The following is a 17410-nucleotide window of genomic DNA, read 5'->3' on the forward strand; positions in this document are numbered from 1 at the left end:
GCACCGGTTCCCGGGCCGGAAGGAGGGCCGTCTCCGTGGCATCCATGATCGTGATCTCGGCGACGGCGGTCCCCGACCACCTTCGCGGCGCCCTCAGCCGCTGGCTGCTGGAGGTGACCCCGCAGCTCTACGTCGGCACGGTCTCGGCCCGCGTCCGCGACGAGCTGTGGACCTCGGTCAGCGCCAGCATCGCCGGCGGCACGGCGGTCCTCGCCTACCCCGACGCCAACGAACAGGGTTTCACGCTGCGCACGGCGGGAACGCGTCGCCGACACCCGCTGGACTTCGACGGGTTGACGCTGATCGGCTTCCGGAAGGAGCGTCAAGAAACGGCAAAGCCGTTCTGACGTCGCAGGTCGCGAAGGGTGCTCTCCGCGCGAGCGGAGGTGGTCCGACCTGCTCTACGGGGTGTGGGCGGACGCGGTCGTGCTCTCCGCGCGAGCGGAGGTGGTCCGGCGGTCCTACACGCGCTGGCCGATATCGACTTGTGCTCTCCGCGCGAGCGGAGGTGGTCCGTCGCACAGCGGCCTCCTGCGCCTCCTGCCCCTGTGCTCTCCGCGCGAGCGGAGGTGGTCCGGCGAGCAATTCGTGGGAGGCGGGCATGTGGATGTGCTCTCCGCGCGAGCGGAGGTGGTCCGAGACCGGCATCCGCGTGCCGACGGACGACCTGGTGCTCTCCGCGCGAGCGGAGGTGGTCCGGAGGATCCGGCAAATCCACCATCATCGCCCACGTGCTCTCCGCGCGAGCGGAGGTGGTCCGACGATCGATCGCCTCGCCACAGCCTTGGGGGCGTGCTCTCCGCGCGAGCGGAGGTGGTCCGCGCGTGGTGGCGCCTTGGCTGTCGCAGCGTGCGTGCTCTCCGCGCGAGCGGAGGTGGTCCGGTGGAGGAGAGATCTCTGCGACTCACGCAAGCGTGCTCTCCGCGCGAGCGGAGGTGGTCCGTCCCATGAGACTTACAAGACATGGGGTACCCAGTGCTCTCCGCGCGGGTGGAGGTGGTCCGCCGTCCGTCTCCCGCTTCAGCCCGCCGATCTGGTGCTCTCCGCGCGCGGGGGGACAGGTGCGGCAACGACACCCTCAACCGCAGCGCGGGAACACCCCGCTCGCGCGGGGAGGCCCCGCTCCGCCTCGGTAGGTGCCGGCTCGGATGCGGAACACCCCCGCTCGCGCGGGGAGGACCCCCGGGCCGACCGCCCCGGCGACTACGCCCGCGGAACACCCCCGCTCGCGCGGGGAGGACGTCCACTCCTTCCCCCGTGAGGCCCGTTCCTGCGGAACACCCCCGCTCGCGCGGGGAGGACCTACGGATCGTCCGGTGCAGGCTCGCCATCCCCGGAACACCCCCGCTCGCGCGGGGAGGACCCGGAACGCTGCTGGGGCACCCGCTCAACCGCCGGAACGCCCCCGCTCGCGCGGGGAGGACCAACTATGAGTGATGGCCCGAAGGCGTGTCGCCGGAACACCCCCGCTCGCGCGGGGAGAACCCGCCCACCAACTGGCGGCCGCCACCACCCAACGGAACACCCCCGCTCGCGCGGGGAGGACGCTCGGACGACGGAGCGCTGGTGCTGGTCGACCGGAACACCCCCGCTCGCGCGGGGAGGACCAGCCGCTGCTGGGGACTCATGTCCCGTATCTCGGAACACCCCCGCTCGCGCGGGGAGGACATCATCACCTGATGCGGAGTATGTCCGTTTCCCGGAACACCCCCGCTCGCGCGGGGAGGACCGCGCGGCGGTGCCGAAGGCGCGGACAGTCAGCGGAACACCCCCGCTCGCGCGGGGAGGACGTCGGTGGTCAGCTGGCGCCGCCGGTGAACGTCGGAACACCCCCGCTCGCGCGGGGAGGACGTACCGATAGCCCTCGGGAGGACCTGATGAGTCGGAACACCCCCGCTCGCGCGGGGAGGACATTGGGGCCAGCGGGGATGTCTCGCTGCACAACGGAACACCCCCGCTCGCGCGGGGAGGACGCCAGACACTACGACGCCCGCCCGCGTCAGGACGGAACACCCCCGCTCGCGCGGGGAGGACCCTGGGATTCGGGGAGGTGGATGGTTCCGATCCGGAACACCCCCGCTCGCGCGGGGAGGACCGGAGCGCCGCGCTCCAGGAGCCGGTTGGCCTCGGAACACCCCCGCTCGCGCGGGGAGGACGATAGAGGAATTCTGCGACCCAGTAGGGGTCGCGGAACACCCCCGCTCGCGCGGGGAGGACACCGCGTAGGTCCAGGAAGCGCCCTGGTGGGGCGGAACACCCCCGCTCGCGCGGGGAGGACCCGGCCGTGCGGCGCTCCTCCTCCTGAACGGCCGGAACACCCCCGCTCGCGCGGGGAGGACCGGGAATGGCCCCGGATCACGCGCCGGTCGAACGGAACACCCCCGCTCGCGCGGGGAGGACGCCCTTCTCCGGGACTTCGACTCGTAGCCAGGCGGAACACCCCCGCTCGCGCGGGGAGGACGACAGGATCTCGGCGGCCTTCCTCAGCGCCGCCGGAACACCCCCGCTCGCGCGGGGAGGACATCGAGGAAGCGGCGGCCGTCTCCCCGTTCAGCGGAACACCCCCGCTCGCGCGGGGAGGACCTCGGCGAGGGTCATGAGGCCGGTGAGGGTGTCGGAACACCCCCGCTCGCGCGGGGAGGACTGCACCGCCTGGTGGACGAGGGCTTGGTCGCGCGGAACACCCCCGCTCGCGCGGGGAGGACACCGCCAGCCTGACCCTCGGTAAGAAGACCGACGGAACACCCCCGCTCGCGCGGGGAGGACGGGGATCGAAGAGCGTGCCGGGGGAAGGGGTGCGGAACACCCCCGCTCGCGCGGGGAGGACGCCGCTTCGACGGTCCGACGCAGCTGCTCGATCGGAACACCCCCGCTCGCGCGGGGAGGACGGCCGGGCCGCTCGCTGCCGCACCGACACCACCGGAACACCCCCGCTCGCGCGGGGAGGACCCTTTTTGACCTGCGCTATCAGGAGGGCTTTGCCGTTCCTTTGCCTGCCGTGTGTGAAGGGGAAAGCGCGTGTCTCGCAGATGGGGAGGGCATGGTGGGGCCTCGTCGTGGGTGTTGGGGGACCGTTCGTTCGAGGTTATCGCCACCCGCTGACACGTGAGGGCGGAACGTTCCCGAGGAGCCAACGCTCCACCAGCACGCCACGTCGGAGGAGATACGGCACGTCCCGACGTTCACTTCAGCGGTTGCGCGCAGAGCCAGGTGAGGTGGGTGGGCTATCAGGGGCGTCTCGCTCACGGAGTGGGTGGCGCGGGGCATCTCGGTGGCGGGGCGGAGAAGGAGGTAACCGCCGATGAGGGGGCAGGGGCGGGGGTAGCGGGCCCGGGCATCGAGCACATCTCGAAGTGAGAGCTCTCCGCGCGGGCGGAGGAGGTCCGCGGCATCGGGACAACGTCACCCAACAAACGCAGTGTTGTACGCGCGGGCGGAGGTGGCCCGGACCACCCCGACGACTGGCTGAGCGACGAGGAGTGCTCCCCTCCGCGCGGGCGGAGATGGTTCGAACGGCTCTGGCTTCTCCTCGCGATAGGCAGCGTGGTCTTCGTGCGGGCGCGGAAGGCGCTGGGGGCCGATGGCCAGCGTCGGTGCTTGCCGATTCCGTCGGCGAAGGCCGTCAAGCGCCAGCCGGCAAGACGTCTTCTCCCCCAGGCGTTCCCCAACTCCCGGCAACTGCCACACCGCCACCGCAAAGCGGCAGCTCAACGCCCCTGCCGCGCCGGAAGGCTGAGCCCGCTGTAAATCTGCCGGCTCAGCCTTCCCAGGTTCGAATCCTGGCGCCGCCACAGTGCGAGAGAGGCCCTCTGACCAGCGAATACGGCTGGGCGGGGGGTCTTTTTGCTGGGGCTGGGCTGGGGGTGTTCGAACGGGCGGCGGTCGAACAGCGCGACTGCCCGCGCTCGCGCCGGGAGGACGTGACCGTGACCGACGTGGAACCGTTCGTCTGGGACGCCGAACACCCCGCTCGTGCGGGGAGGACGCATGGCAGAGACACTTTGCGCGCGGCGGGCCCGTGCGGAGGCGGGGGCCGATAGCTGGACACGGGGGCGGTCTACCGCGCGCTGTGGGGCACCGTGGTGAGCAGGACCGTGCGGGCCCGTATCGCCGCGGCGCTCGGTCTCGCGGTCGAGGAGGCGCGCGAAGTCACGGCGTTCTGGGCGGCCCTGCACGACATGGGGAAGATCACCCCGCCCTTCCAGATGCAGGTCCCGCCGCGTTCGATCGGATGAGCGGGGAGTCGTTCTACCGCTTCAGCCAGGGGAGCGAGAAGCGGCGCGAGTTCCGAACGAGATGGCCACCTACTGGGCGCTGCTCGGTCTGCTGGCCGAGGTCGGCTACCCGGAACATGCGATGAGCCGCAGGTCCGTTGCCCACCAGGTGGCTCAGCTTTTCGGCGGTCACCACGGGCATTTCGGTGGCGTGCTCAAACGGAAGGACCTGCTGCTGGACACGTCTTGAGTCAGGTCGACCCGTCGGGTCGACTCCCTCTCCGGGGCCGAACTCGACAGCCGGTTCTTCGCCATTGTCACCGACCAGGTCGGGACGCCCGCCGAACTCGTTGACGAGAACGGCGACATAGCCTGGCGCGCCCGCGCCACCCTCTGGGGAGTCACGGCTTGGCCGGCCGAAAGCCACGCGTATACCCCGCTGCGCTTCCCGGGCCAGTACCACGACCCCGAAAGGGGACTCCACTACAACCGCTACCGCTACTACGACCCGGCGGTGGCACGCTTCCTGTCACCCGACCCGCTCGGCTTGGAACCGGCCCCCAACCCGTTCACGTACCCATACAACCCGCACGTCTTCGTCGATCCGCTCGGCCTGTCGCCCTACGGTGGCTTCCGAGGCCGGATGAGAGCCTGGTTCGGTGGTGACAGGGTCCGACAGGAAGCTGTCGATCAGCAGATGCGTGCGGCCCGTACACCGACACGGCTAGGAGATCTGGAAGGGATCGAACTTCCCGACATAGGAACTGACCCTATGAAGGAGGGGATCATGCGCAGCATGGGTGACGAGCAGCTTCTCGAAGCCATCAACGCCCCGGACGGCATCGGTCACGTGGTCACGCTGGGGGAGGGCTCGGTCTCTCAGGGAAAACATCGGATCAACGAGGCGCTCTCACGGATGAACAACCCACGGCATCCGGGGATTACGCCCGACACGGAGATTCTGGTGCTCGGCGACAGATGGGGCGACGCTTCGTGAGATTCCGACGCATTCGTATGCATTTCGAGCGACGTATCCCATCCCCCGTAGGCTGGCCGGTTCCTGCCCACCCCAGGCGTGCGACCCCACTGGAGATCGCAGAGCTGATCGAGAAGGCGAAGAGGCGAGGTGACAGCCGTATCGGACGCGGATATGTTCCGGTGAGCCAGGATGCCTGGTGTGCGATCACTCCCATTCAGTACGAAGAGTCACCGGACCCAGCCTGGATCTGCGTTTTTTGGCAGTATGGTGGACGGGAGAGCTACCGTTTGGGAATCTCTCATCAAGATTTCTCGCTTTTGGACTTGCTTTCGCGTGATGAGCAGGTGCAGGCGATGCAGCGGCTCATGCTCAGGGCGTCCCTGGGGAAGCGCAAGTCCAATTGATGGCTGCGTGGAATCTGCGATTCTTCCCCTACTGAGGTTTTCTCGGTGAGTTCGACCGTGTTCGAAGCGGGTGAGGACGGGTCAGGCGCGGGTGACTTCCCCGATTCGGCTGAGGGTGAGGGTGAAGGTGACGTGTTGTAGGGCTTTCCAGCGGGTTTTGAGTAGGGCCGTGGCACGTTCGCCGAGGGCCCGGAGTCGGGTGAGGTGGTCGTTGAGTAACATGAAATTCGGTGTCATTCGAACGCGCTTCGAGCGGCGGGTTCCATCGCCTTTCGGTTGGCTTGTTCCCGCTCGCCCCAGACGTGTATATCCGCAGGAAATGGCCCGGTTGATCGAGAAGGCGGAGGGGCGTGGCTACAGCAGGCGCGCTCGGGGGTATGTGCCGTCTCCGGGCAAGGGTGAATGGTGCGCCGTCGTGGCCATACTCTACGAGGCCACACCCGAGCCGGCTCATGTCTGTCTTGTGTGGCCCAAGGGTGCCGAGGAGAGCTATCGGCTTGACGTTTCGCTGAAGGATTACGCCCGGTTGGACAGGCTCTCCAGGGTCCAACAGGCAGAGGTTATGCAGAGGCTCATGCTCAGGATGGTCGGGAAGGGTGCGCCCAAGAGCTGAAGTTTGCTGAGTATTATTCCTGTCGGCTCTGGGTTTCTGGAGACTAGTGGGATCCCGGTGTTGAGCTGTCAGTCCGAGGTGCGGATAAGTGGGATCGGGTGGGCAGCGGTTCAGCGGCCTGCGGGTGCGAATCCGCCACACGGAGCAGTGCATCTTGACGGTTCTGCGTTGCGGGTGGTGTGCCCCTGGGGGTAGGTGGGCGTTTCTCTGGAGCCGTTCTCCGTGAAGTAGAGCAGCTTCGAGTGTGTGGTTGTCGAACGTTGTCCCCGCCTGGTTCCCGGTTCGAATCCTGGCGCCGCCGCAGCAAAGAAATGACCCCTGGCCTGCGGGAACGCAGTCAGGTGTCGCTCTTCTGGTCGCCAGGACCTTCGAGGTCGAATGCATCTTATGTTCCCTTCTGTCACACCCGAATTCGCCTGCTGACCAGCGCGTGTGGGGTGTCTGTGGAAAGAAACGGGGCCTCGATCGCTGGGTGTCAGGCCGCGAGTCGGGCGGCAATCTCGGCGTTCTCGGCGTCGTCGGTGTCCTTGATGAACCTTGTGTAGACGTGGAGCAGCGCCGCGACGCTGTGGCCGGCGCGCTTGGCGGCGGTCTGCGGGCCCTACTCCCTGCTGGCTCCTTCTCGCTCCTCTCGTCTCCCGGCGAGAACGTCACCGACCGCATCGCCGCATCGCCGCATCGCCGCGTTGGCTAACGCCCTGCGCCGCGGGGCGTCCGACCCGCACCGCCCACCGCACGAGTGGGTTCGCGTCCGGGGGCCGACCTCCTGACCGTCGGGTCGCTTCCGTGCCGGCGTGGGTGGTTCAGCCGCTGGTCTCGCTGAGTGCGGTGTAGGCGGCTTCGGCGCGGCGGCCTGGGGTGGCGTCGGTGGGGGCGTGGGCGAGGAAGCCGTCGGTGGTTCCGGTGTAGCGGATGCGTCCGGCTTGCAGGACGGTGACGTGGTCGGACTCCTCGGCGAGGTCGGCGACGTCGTGGGTGGAGAGCAGGACGGTGACCTCGTCGGTCAGGGCGGCCAGGACGTCGCGGAAGATGCGTCGTTGGCGGGGGTCCATGCCGGCGGTGGGTTCGTCGAGGAGGAGGACGCGGGCCTGGTGGACGAGTGCGGCGGCGACGCCGACGCGGCGGAGTTGTCCGCCGGAGAGGCGTCGTGCGCGGGTGTCGGCCTGGTCGGCGAGGTCGACCCTGGCCAGGGCCGTGGCGGAGGCGGTCCAGGCGTCGGTGCGGTTCATGCCCTTCAACCAGCCGGTGTAGGCGACCTGTTCGCGTGCGGTCAGGGCGGTCATGGCGGTGATGTGCTGCGGCATCCAGGCGACGGCGCCTCGGTAGGCGCGGGCGCGTGAGGGGAGGTCGCCGAGGTGGACGTTTCCGGTGCGGGGGCGGGTGACGCCGGCGGCGAGGCGGAGCAGGGTGGACTTGCCGGCGCCGTTGGGGCCCAGGAGAACGGTCACCCCCGGGGGCAGCTGGTAGTCGAGGTTGCTGAGTACCGGGCGGGCCCAGGGGCGGTAGGCGTAGGTGCAGGCGCGTAGGTGGAGAGTCATGGGCCCTCAGTTCGGGGACGGGGTCTCGGTCGGGCGGACCGTGCCGTGCAGGAGGAGGCCCGAGGCCAGGGCGAGGCAGGCGGCGAGGGCCGCGGGCAGGTCGCCGTTCGGCTCGGGCAGAACGGTCCAGAACGCCGCGTGCCCGCCCCGGGAGAAGCCGGCGAAGATCACGGCGAAGATCCACAGCACGGGGGCGGCGATCGCGGCCTGGCCGACGAACACCCGGGCGCACAGCAGGAGTCCGGTGAGGAAGGCGACGTTGCGCCCGGCGGCCACGGCGTAGGTGTCGCCGGTCAGCAGGTGGACCGCGCCGCCGACGGCCAGGGCGAGGGCGCAGACGCCGAGGACGAGCCCCGCGTCCAGCGCCCGCACCCGCCGGGTCGCCGTCTCCTCCGCCTCGGCCAGCCGGGAGCCGAGGGAGAGTTCGAGCGCGGCGCAAAGGGGGATGGGGGCCATCAGCACGAAGAGCACGGGGTTGGCCGAGCCGCTCAGGATCGAGGGCAGTTCGACGGTGGCGTCGCCCAGCACCGCCACGGCCGCCGCGAAGGCGCCAAGCCCCCACGCCAGCACGGAGAACGCGCGCCGTCCCTTCAGCCACCACCACATCAGACGTTCCCCGCGTTCTCGCCCGGGGCGCAGGCCGACGCCACTGCTTCCCGATACCAGTCGGCCTGCTCCGGGGGCGGCAACGCGTCGACGGCGGCGGCTCGTTGCTCGATGTCGGCGAGTACCTGGGCGCCGTCCTGGTAGAGCGGCAGCTCGTCCTGCTGGCGGCGCAGGTAGGCGTCGGCGCTGCCGGCGACGCCGGCGGCCCACAGCATGACGGTGCGCGCGGTGGTGCCGTCCGGTTCGGCGCAGGGGAAGAGCACCACGGTGTCGACGACGGCCAGCCGGGTCGTCTCGGCGGCGTGCAGACTGGTCAGGGGCAGGCGCCAGGTGCCGGCCGCGCGCACGCCGGAGGCGGTCAACCGGTCCTCCACCCGCGCCGGCGGCTCGACCGCCACGCCGGCGTCCGCCAGCAGCCGGAGCGTTTCGTCGATGTCGGCGCGCACGGCGGGCAGGTCCTCGGCGGTCGCCGCCGGCATACACACGACGGGTGCGTCACCGGCGCAGCTCGCCGGCGCGTGACCGGAGGAGGTCGGGGGAGAGTGCCCCCACTCCCGCACCATCGCGTAGGCGCCGACGGTGCCGCCCAACATCGCGACGCAGCCGGCCACCGCGCACAGCACCCGCCACGTCGGCCGCCAGACGGGCGTGGTCAGCAGAGTGAGACCCACGGCGAGTGCCCCCGCGAACAGCACGGGCGCGGCGACGGACGCCGGCGTCGGCAGCTCCCCGAAGCCCAACTCCTCCGGATACTGGCCCGATATGTGCCGCAACCAGAACGGCTCATAGGACCAGGCGGCGGCCACCGCGTAGAACACCGCCAGCGCGAGCACCGGCGCCACCACCACCCGGGGCAGCACCAGCCCGGCCGCGAAACCGATCAGCGAGTGCGCCACCGAGACCAGCCACGCCATCCCCGGCAGCACCAGACTCGCCAGGCTCGGCGCCTGCCCCTCGCGCACCAGGGCGAGCGAGACGGCCAGCGCGACCATGACACCCGACAACAACCACACCGGCGCCAACTCCCGCACGACCACCCCGACTCGGGAACGCGCGGGCCCCAACGCCCAGACCCCGTCCCGCCGCAGCCGGCCGCTCTCCCACGCCCCCAGCGCCGCCGCCGTCGCGTAGACCAACGGATACACGCTCAGCAGCACGGACGAGACGGTGCGCGGCGCGTACCCCAGACGCGGGTCCCCGGGGCGGTGGTCGGCGACGTAACCGCCGAAGAAGTACAGCACGATCAACGCCAGCGCCAACGGCGCCAGCCACAGCGCGGCCGAGGCGCGCAACCAGGTTCGAAGTCTCATCAGGGTCCGGTCGTGAGAGGAGATGACACCTTGCGTGGCCAACGCTTCACAGAAGCTACACGCCGCGGCACGCGGCGGTCATCCCCTGCTTCTGCTCGCCGGTCCACGGCTGTCCCACCACGGCATCCACATGCGACCCCGCGTCAGATCCTCGGTCCCGGCACCCGCGGCGCGAGCGCGCGCGGGCGTCGTTCGGTCCGGTGGTCGTCGTCGGGCGCGGGCCCCTCCGTCCAAGCCACCGTTTACGCCATGGGAGGGATCAGGCGTTTTGAAGAACCCAAATGAACGGCAGCGCGGGACGGCGGAGCCATGCGGGGTGGCGATCGATGTGCCCGTCGATCGATTCAAGATACTGTTTCAGTTGGCTAAAGAGCTGCCGAATGTGAACGGCGATGCGATCAGAACAAGCGCGTGTTCGCGCGAAGATGCCGAAATGGTGGTGCGCACTTTTCGGTCCGTCAGGGGTGTGCTCAATGATTCGGTGGTGAACGTGCGGATCTGCGTAGCCGCGGATGTGGTGTGGACCGACACTTGAAGCGCTGCTGTCCAGGGTGCAGATCTCTGTGTCGACGGAGGATGCTCGTAAGTGGCATCCGCTGCTGAATCTGGTGCGCTGCACGCTGGGTAGCCGGGAGCTGTTTCTCAGAACTGGATATCGTAGTGATGAGTTGGTCGATGCGGTCGATATCCTCTTGGACCTTTGATGTCTCTGTTTCAGTCGCAGACGGCAGGGGTGCTATGGAGTGTCTCGGGGCTGATGGTCGCGGGTGAGTTGATCTTGCTGTGTCTGGTGTGGTCACCGCGCCGCAGCCCTCCTGGCAGGATCTGGCGGCGCAGCCGCCCCAGGGCCGCACCGTGACGCCCGCTCACGGCGAGAGGCGTGCCGTCGTCGGGGTGGGGGCCGGGGCCGGGGCGGTGCCGCCGTGGTGGCGGAGGTAGGCCAGGACGGCGCGCACGCGGCGGTGGCCGCTGTCGCCGACGGACAGGCCGAGTTTGTGGAAGACGTTGCCGATGTGCTTGTGCACGGCGTTGTCCGTGATGACGAGCCGTCGGGCGATGGTCGCGTTGTCGTGCCCCTCGGCCATCAGCGAGAGGACCTCCCGCTCGCGCGGGGTCAGGGCGTCGACGGGGTCGCCCCGTGCGGCGAGGAGTTGCGCGATGACGTCGCGGTCCATGGCGGTGCCGCCGCCGGCGACCCGGCGCAGTGCGTCGGTGAACTCCTCGACGCGGCTCACCCGGTCCTTGAGCAGGTATCCGATGCCGCCCCCGGCGTCGGCGAGGAGGCGGCCCGCGTACTCCTGTTCCACGTACTGCGAAAGGACCAGGACGGGGAGTCCCGGGTGGTCGCGGCGGGCCTGGACCGCGGCTCGGACGCCCTCGTCGCGGAAGGTCGGGGGCAGTCGCACGTCCACGATGGCGACGTCCGGGCGGTGCGTCCGGACGGCGGTGAGGAGGCCGGGCCCGTCGGTCACGATCGTGACGACCTCGAAGCCCTCGGAGGCGAGCAGAAGCCTCAGCCCGGACGACAGCAGGACGTTGTCCTCGGCGATCACTACGCGCACGGCAACTCCACGGTGATGACGGTTGGCCCGCCCGGAGGGCTGTTGACGTCCATGGTGCCGTCCAGAGCGGCGGCGCGGCGCCGCATTCCGTCCAGGCCGGACCCCCGGGTGGCGTCCGCCCCGCCGGTTCCGTCGTCGACGATCTCCGCGCGCAGCAGCGGACCGTGGCGGTCCACGCGCACGGACGCGCTGGTGGCCCCGCTGTGCCGGGCGATGTTGGCCAGCGCCTCGGTGACGACGAAGTAGGCGACGGCTTCGACCGCCGCGGGAACCTCACCGAGCGGGCCGACGTCGATGCGGGTCGGCACCCCCGACCTGCTGGTCAGGGCGCCGAGCGCGCCCGAGAGGCCCTGGTCGGCCAGTACCGGGGGGTAGATGGTGCGGATGACGGAACGCAGCTCGGTCATCGCGTTCTCGGTCTCGGCGTGGGCGTCCCGCACCAGGACGGCGGCCCCCTCGGGGTCGCGCGGGAGGTTTCTGCCGGCCACCGCGAGCCGCATCGCGATGGCCACGAGCCGGGCCTGCGTCCCGTCGTGCAGGTCCCGCTCGATACGGCGCAGTTCCGCGCTGTGCGCCTGGAGGACGTCCGCGCGCGTCCTGCTGAGTTCGGTGACGCGTGCGACGAGGCGCTCGGCGGGCGACGCCGCCAGGACCGCGAGGCAGCAGCGGGCGTGGGCTCGGGCGAGTGGCGGGAGGACGAGGGCGGCCAGCGCCGCCAGGACCACGACGTTCGTCAGGCCCAGGGGCAACGCGGTACCCCAACTGGTGAGGGGCGTGCTGACCACGGGCAGCCACGGCGTCGTGGGAAGAGCCCACCACGACGCGGTGAGGACGGGAACGCTGAGCAGACAGCCCAGGAGGAGCAGCGCGAGGGCGCCCGCCGGCAGTCCGGTGACCAGCTGGGTCGCGAGCCACCTCAGGACGCGCGGGGTGGGGTGCGGGCGCGGCTCGACCGGCCGCCCCAACAGGCTTCCCGCGCGCCGGCGATGGAACTCGACCCAGGGCCGCGCCAGCGACGGAACGCACATCAGGGGCGCGGCGGCGAGCGTCACCGTCGCGGTCAGCAGGTTCTCCAGCAGGTAACGCCCGCCACGCCAGGTGACGCGCCACCGGTCGTGGGCCGCGTTGAGTACACCGAGCACGCGCGTCGCTTTCCGTGGTCGTACGGGAGTGGTCGTACGGGAGGGGAGGGCTCCCGGCACGGACTGTAGGGGGCCGCGCGGCCGGTGGCACTACAGGTGGCTGTACCTCTCGTTCGGGAGCCCGTGGTAGCGATCGGCGACCGCGCGTCTCCCTAGCGTCGGGGCATGGCACACACACCTTCACCCGCTCGTCCCGCGTCGCCGCGCCGTCGCCGCGCCTCGGGCCGTTGGCTGGCCTTCGCCGCGGTCGCCCTCACCGTCGGCGCGGCCGTCGCCACCCGACCGCCGGCCGATCCGCACGGCGCGACGGCGTCGGGGTACGGACAGGACGACCTGCGCCGGGACGCCGACGCCCTCACGGCGCTGGGTGTCACCGGTGTCCAGGCACGGGTGACGACCGGCGCCGACCGGGACCTGGTCGCCACCAGCGGCGTCGCCGAGGTGGGCACCGACCGCCCGGTGCCCGACGACGGCTACTTCCGGATCGCCAGTACCGGCAAGGCGCTGGTGGCCACCGTGGTCCTGGGACTGGTCGACGAGGGGCGACTGGCGCTCGACGACACGGTGGACCACTGGCTGCCCGGTCTGGTGGACGGCAACGGCAACGACGGGCGCCGGATCACCATCCGTCACCTTCTCCAGCACACCGCAGGTCTGCACGACGATCTCCCGGGCTTCGCCACCCCGGAGGAGTACCGCGAGCACCGGTACGACACCCACACGGACCGGGAGATCGTCGCGCGGGCGATGCGGCACCCGCCGGACTTCGCGCCCGGGGAGGGGTGGGGCTACTCCAACGCCGGCTATGTCCTGCTCGACATGGTCATCGAGGAGGTCACGGGCCGCCCGTGGCACCGGGAGGTCGAGGACCGGATCCTGCGGCCACTCGGCATGGACCACACCTACCTGCCGGGCGAGACGCCCACCCTCCGCCGCCCCCACGCCCGCGCCTACGAGGTCTACCCTTCCGGCGAACGGGTCGACGTCACCCGCGTGATCGTCCCCGACCCCGGTGGCTACGTCTCCACCACCGCTGACGTCAACCGCTTCTTCCGGGCCCTGCTCGGCGGCGAGCTGCTGACCGCGGCGCGACTGGCCGAGATGCGGGACACCGTACCGGTCGACGAGGAAACGCGGGTGCTCTGGCCGGGCGGGCGCTACGGCCTCGGCCTGGTCAACCGGCCGTTGTCGTGCGGCGGCGACTACTGGAGCCACGAGGGCGGCGAGAGCGGCTACATCACCCTCAACGGGGCGACCACCGACGGCAGCCGCGCCGTCACCGTCTCCATGACCACCGCCCTGGGTGGCTCGCCCGACGACCCGGTCCGCCAGGAGCGGGCCGCGAGTCGCCTCGTCGACCGCGCGCTCTGCGGCACCGCCGGCCCCGCCGGTCGGGACGGCTGACGGGCGTGCCACGCGACTGACGGGCGCGCCACGCGACGTCCCGGCGGTCCCCGGGAGGCCGTGTGCTCTGCTGGGGGGATGGACATGCGGGGTGACGAGGAGGCGGGGGAGCGCGGCGAGTTGGTGGTGCGCCCGCAGGCGCTGCTGCTGACGCTGTTCGGCGACCACGTGCTGGACCGCGGGGTGGCCGTCTCCACGGGCAGTGTGGTGGCGGTGCTGGAGCGGCTGGGCGTGGGGGAGCACGCGACGCGCACCGCCGTGGCGCGGATGGTGCGGCGCGACCTGCTGGGAACGGTCCGCCGGGGCCGCCGGGTCTTCCTCGGGCTGACGCGGCACGGGGGAGAGGTGCTGCGGGACGGGCGGCACCGTCTGACGACCGACGTGGTCGACAGCGACTGGGACGGCCGTTGGACGCTGCTGTCGTTCTCGGTCCCCGAGGCGCGGCGGGCCGACCGGCACGCGTTGCGCAAGCGACTCGGCTGGCTGGGGTTCGCTCCGCTCCGCAGCGGGGTGTGGGTGTCCCCCGGGGCGGCGGACGTCGAGCGCGTCCTCGCGGAGCTGGATCTCCTGGACCACGCGGAGGTGTTCCGGGCGGAGGCCGCCGGCTGGACCGACCCGGCGCGGATCGTCCGCGAGGCGTGGGACCTGCCCGCCATCGAGGCCGACTACCGGGCGTTCCTGTCGCGTTGGGAGGACGGGACGTACGACGCTCTCGACGTGCTGTGCCGCCGGGTGCGCCTCACCGCCGAGTGGCTGCTGCTCGTGCGGCAGGACCCGCGGCTGCCCGCCTCGCTGCTGCCGGCCGGCTGGCCGGGGGTGGTCGCCCAGCGGCGCTTCCGCGCCCTGCACGGCCGTCTCGTCGCCCCGTCCGTCGCGTGTGCGGAGAGGGAACTCGCGGTCGTCGCGACCGGGTGAACGAGGGGCGGCCCCAAGGTTCGTCAGATTATTGACGACCGATACATGTGCGCCTAACTTCGGGTGGGGGCACTCACCTAGGAGGCACCGATGACGCGTGCAAGAGCCGCGTTCACCGCATTCGCCAGCACCCTGTTACTCATCGCCGCGGCCCTCGCCTTCCCCTCGACGGCACAGGCCGCACAGCTCGTCGAGGTCACCGACTTCGGCGAGAACCCCGGAGGCGCGCGCATGCACCTCTACGTTCCCGACGTCACCCAGGACAGCCCGCCGGTGGTCGTGGCCATGCACGGCTGCGGGGGCGACGGGCCGGGCTTCGCCCAGTCCAGCGGCTTCAACTCCCTGGCCGACCAGTACGGTTTCCTCGTCATCTATCCGACGGCGACCCAGCAGACCGCGTTCGGCACCTGCTTCGACGTGTGGTCGCCCGCGTCCAAGACCCGGGGCGGCGGCAGCGACCCCGTCTCCATCGCCTCGATGGTCGCCTACACCCACCAGCAGTACGGCGCCGACCCGTCGCGCACCTTCGCGACCGGCAGTTCCTCGGGCGGCATGGAGACCAACGCGCTGCTCGCCCTCTACCCGGACGTGTTCGCGGCGGGCGCCGCGTTCATGGGCGTCCCGTTCGGCTGCTTCCTCAACGAGGCGGACTTCCCGCCGTGGAACAGCCAGTGCGTCAACGGTGCCAAGGACGAGACCCCGGGGACCTGGGGCGACGCGGTACGCGCGGCCTACCCGGACTACGCGGGCCCCCGCCCGCCGGTGCAGCTGTGGCACGGCACCGAGGACAACCTGGTGCCGTTCTCCCTGCTGCGTGAGGCGACCGAGCAGTGGACGGACGTGCACGGGCTGAGCCAGACGCCCAGTTTCACGGACGAGCCGCAACCCGGTTGGGAACGCGCGCACTACGCCGACGCGGACGGCACCGTGTGGGTGGAGTCGATCACCGTCCGGGGCGCGGGGCACACCCTGCCGGCGGGCGGCATGGCCGCCGAGGCGGTCGCGTTCTTCGGCATCTCCGGCGGCTGAGGCCGGCGCGGTGGCCCGGGCGCCGGGCGAGAGGGCGCCCGGGCCACCGGGGGCGCGTCGGCCCGCCGGCGGCTCACGGCCCGCCGTGCCGCTCGCGGACCGCGGACCTTCTGACCTTGCCGCTCGGGGTACGCGGCAGTTCCGCCACGAGCACCACCGACCTCGGCGACTTGTAGCGGGCGAGACGGCCCGAGAGGTACGCCGAGATTCCGGCGAGCGTGGGCGACGCGCCGTCGCGTGGTACGACCACCGCCCGCGGGACCTCGCCCCACAGGGGATCGGGCACGCCCGTCACGACGCAGTCCGCTATCTCGGGATGGCCGAGCAGAACCCTCTCGACCTCCGCGGGGTAGACGTTCTCCCCGCCCGAGACGATCACGTCACCGAGGCGGTCCACGACGCGCACCCGCCCCCGCGCGTCGCCGCGGGCCGCGTCGCCGCTGCGGAACCACTCGCCGTCGAAGCACGCCGCCGACCGCCCGGCCGCTCCCCAGTAGCCGGCCATGACGTTCGGCCCGGAGACCTGTAGTTCCCCGATGTCGCCGGGTTCACCCGGCCGCCGGTCGGGGCGGACGATCCGCACGTCGGTGAAGAAGTGCGGCACGCCTCCGGGCGCCCCGCCGGTGCCGGGGTCGCGGCCGGTCAGCAGCACGCCGGGGGCGGCCTCCGTCATGCCGTAACCCTGCCGGACGGCGAGCCCGCGCTCCGCGTAGGCGGCGACGAGTTCCGCGGGGATCGGGGCGCCCCCGCACAGCAGCGAACGCAGCGAGGACAGGTCCGCGCCCGGCCACTCGTCCGCCCTGGCCAGCAGCTCGAACATGGTCGGCACCCCGAACAGGAAGGTGATCCGCCGCGCCGCGACCACGTCCAACACCTCGGCGGCGTCGAACCGTTCGAGAAGCACGCAGGTGCCGCCCTTCAACAGGACGGGAAGCGCCAGCATGTTGAGCGCCGCGGCGTGGAAGAGGGGCGCGACGGCCAGCGCCCGTTCCCCGGCCGTCAGGTCGAGGTCGACCAGAACGTTCAGGGCGTTCCAGGTGACGTTGGCGTGCGTCAGCACCGCGCCCTTCGGGGTGCCCGTGGAGCCGGAGGTGTACATGATCAGGCACGGCTGGTCCGGTGACACGGGCTCGTCCACGGGGTCGGCCGCGGCCTCCGCGAGCATCGCCTCGTAGTCCGGCCCGATCCGCACCCGCCACCGGGGGCCCCGCCCACGGGGAGCCGCCGCGCGGACCAGTTCCGCGTGGGAGGGGGCGTACAGCAGGGCCTTCGCCCCGCAGTCCGCGAGCTGGAAAGCCGTCTCGGGCGGCGCCTGGCGGGCGTTGAGCGGGACGAAGACCGCGCCGAGCGCGGCGACGCCGAAGAGCGTCTCCAGGAAGGCGGGGTCGTTGGGACCGAGATAGGCCACCCGGTCGCCTGGCCGCACGCCGCGGGTTCGCAGCGCCCGCGCGAGACGTGTGGTCCGCTCACGCAGCTCGGCGAAGCTGGTGTGGCGGCCCCGGTGGACGAGGGCCGTGTGGTGCGGGGCGCGACGGGCGCACCGCGCGGGCCACGAGCCCAGTCCGTGGTCACGCATCGCATGTCCTTCCTCGCGGCGCGGCCGGCCCCCCTCGAAGACGGGCCCCCGGCCCGTCGGGCACTCCCGCGGGCCCGCGAGCCGTTCGGCGCGGCGGGCCGTCGCGCGGGGCGTTCCG

General features: G+C 71.4%; 14 protein-coding genes, 1 tRNA gene, 1 pseudogene and 1 CRISPR repeat array. Of the genes and pseudogenes, 10 read left to right on the forward strand and 6 right to left on the reverse strand.

Features of this window, described 5'->3' with window-relative positions; all coding sequences use genetic code 11:
• Positions 1 to 35: 35 nt before the first annotated feature.
• From cas2e to FH715_RS25415, 6 genes and pseudogenes are all read left to right on the forward strand, one after another.
• Positions 36 to 347, forward strand: coding sequence for a type I-E CRISPR-associated endoribonuclease Cas2e (gene cas2e, locus FH715_RS25405; RefSeq protein WP_139649351.1), 312 nt, complete (start codon positions 36 to 38; stop codon positions 345 to 347).
• 18 nt (positions 348 to 365) lie between these two features.
• A CRISPR array of direct repeats spans positions 366 to 1004; the repeat unit is 29 nt; unit sequence GTGCTCTCCGCGCGAGCGGAGGTGGTCCG.
• A 2697-nt stretch (positions 1005 to 3701) separates the two neighbouring features.
• Positions 3702 to 3791, forward strand: a tRNA-OTHER gene (locus FH715_RS28395).
• A gap of 249 nt (positions 3792 to 4040) precedes the next feature.
• The gene (locus FH715_RS28400) at positions 4041 to 4235 is read left to right on the forward strand and encodes an HD domain-containing protein (RefSeq protein ID WP_281290781.1); all 195 of its coding nucleotides are present in this window, start codon (positions 4041 to 4043) and stop codon (positions 4233 to 4235) included.
• A gap of 61 nt (positions 4236 to 4296) precedes the next feature.
• A complete protein-coding gene (locus FH715_RS28405) occupies positions 4297 to 4464 on the forward strand; it encodes a hypothetical protein (protein WP_170184823.1) in 168 nt (55 codons plus the stop codon).
• 39 nt (positions 4465 to 4503) lie between these two features.
• Positions 4504 to 4848 (forward strand): annotated as a pseudogene (locus tag FH715_RS29180) (RHS repeat-associated core domain-containing protein); the annotation flags it as partial.
• Between the two features lie 1164 nt (positions 4849 to 6012).
• Positions 6013 to 6210 (forward strand): hypothetical protein, encoded by a 198-nt coding sequence (locus FH715_RS25415; protein WP_139649354.1) that lies wholly within the window; start codon positions 6013 to 6015, stop codon positions 6208 to 6210.
• 803 nt (positions 6211 to 7013) lie between these two features.
• Here the strand turns inward: FH715_RS25415 and FH715_RS25420 are convergent.
• From FH715_RS25420 to FH715_RS25430, 3 genes are read right to left on the reverse strand one after another with little or no spacing between them, the layout of a single operon-like run.
• Positions 7014 to 7748 carry an ABC transporter ATP-binding protein gene (locus FH715_RS25420; RefSeq protein WP_139649357.1) on the reverse strand — a complete coding sequence of 245 codons (735 nt, stop codon included), beginning with the start codon at positions 7746 to 7748 and terminating at the stop codon, positions 7014 to 7016.
• Between the two features lie 6 nt (positions 7749 to 7754).
• Positions 7755 to 8354 (reverse strand): hypothetical protein, encoded by a 600-nt coding sequence (locus tag FH715_RS25425; RefSeq protein ID WP_139649359.1) that lies wholly within the window; start codon positions 8352 to 8354, stop codon positions 7755 to 7757.
• On the reverse strand, positions 8354 to 9664 hold the full coding sequence (locus tag FH715_RS25430) for a DUF7224 domain-containing protein (protein WP_139649360.1): 1311 nt from the start codon (positions 9662 to 9664) through the stop codon (positions 8354 to 8356). Before FH715_RS25430 ends, FH715_RS25425 begins: the two co-directional genes overlap by 1 nt.
• 316 nt (positions 9665 to 9980) lie before the next feature.
• Between FH715_RS25430 and FH715_RS25435 the strand changes: the two genes are divergently transcribed.
• Positions 9981 to 10199, forward strand: coding sequence for a hypothetical protein (locus tag FH715_RS25435; protein ID WP_139649362.1), 219 nt, complete (start codon positions 9981 to 9983; stop codon positions 10197 to 10199).
• 331 nt (positions 10200 to 10530) lie between these two features.
• Here the strand turns inward: FH715_RS25435 and FH715_RS25440 are convergent, their stop codons facing one another.
• Together FH715_RS25440 and FH715_RS25445 are read right to left on the reverse strand one after the other, a co-directional pair.
• Complete coding sequence (locus FH715_RS25440; protein WP_170184825.1) at positions 10531 to 11226, reverse strand: response regulator; 696 nt, start codon at positions 11224 to 11226, stop codon at positions 10531 to 10533.
• Entirely contained in the window at positions 11217 to 12368 is a 1152-nt protein-coding gene (locus FH715_RS25445) for a sensor histidine kinase (RefSeq protein WP_246108974.1), read from the reverse strand. Before FH715_RS25445 ends, FH715_RS25440 begins: the two co-directional genes overlap by 10 nt.
• Before the next feature lie 165 nt (positions 12369 to 12533).
• Between FH715_RS25445 and FH715_RS25450 the strand changes: the two genes are divergently transcribed.
• The 3 genes from FH715_RS25450 to FH715_RS25460 all read left to right on the forward strand — a co-directional run bounded on the left by FH715_RS25450 (position 12534) and on the right by FH715_RS25460 (position 15716).
• Positions 12534 to 13772 (forward strand): serine hydrolase domain-containing protein, encoded by a 1239-nt coding sequence (locus FH715_RS25450; RefSeq protein WP_139649364.1) that lies wholly within the window; start codon positions 12534 to 12536, stop codon positions 13770 to 13772.
• A 78-nt stretch (positions 13773 to 13850) separates the two neighbouring features.
• Positions 13851 to 14687, forward strand: a complete 837-nt coding sequence (locus FH715_RS25455; RefSeq protein ID WP_246108975.1) for a PaaX family transcriptional regulator — start codon at positions 13851 to 13853, stop codon at positions 14685 to 14687.
• Positions 14688 to 14777: 90 nt separating this feature from the next.
• Positions 14778 to 15716: an extracellular catalytic domain type 1 short-chain-length polyhydroxyalkanoate depolymerase gene (locus FH715_RS25460; protein WP_139649366.1), complete on the forward strand. Its 939-nt coding sequence runs from the start codon at positions 14778 to 14780 to the stop codon at positions 15714 to 15716.
• 73 nt (positions 15717 to 15789) lie between these two features.
• On the opposite strand, the gene FH715_RS25465 is transcribed toward FH715_RS25460, so the two are convergent.
• On the reverse strand, positions 15790 to 17292 hold the full coding sequence (locus FH715_RS25465) for an acyl-CoA synthetase (RefSeq protein WP_139649368.1): 1503 nt from the start codon (positions 17290 to 17292) through the stop codon (positions 15790 to 15792).
• Positions 17293 to 17410: the final 118 nt, after the last annotated feature.

Source organism: Streptomyces sedi, from assembly GCF_006335015.1.
Classification (GTDB): Bacteria; Actinomycetota; Actinomycetes; order Streptomycetales; family Streptomycetaceae; genus Streptomyces; species Streptomyces sedi.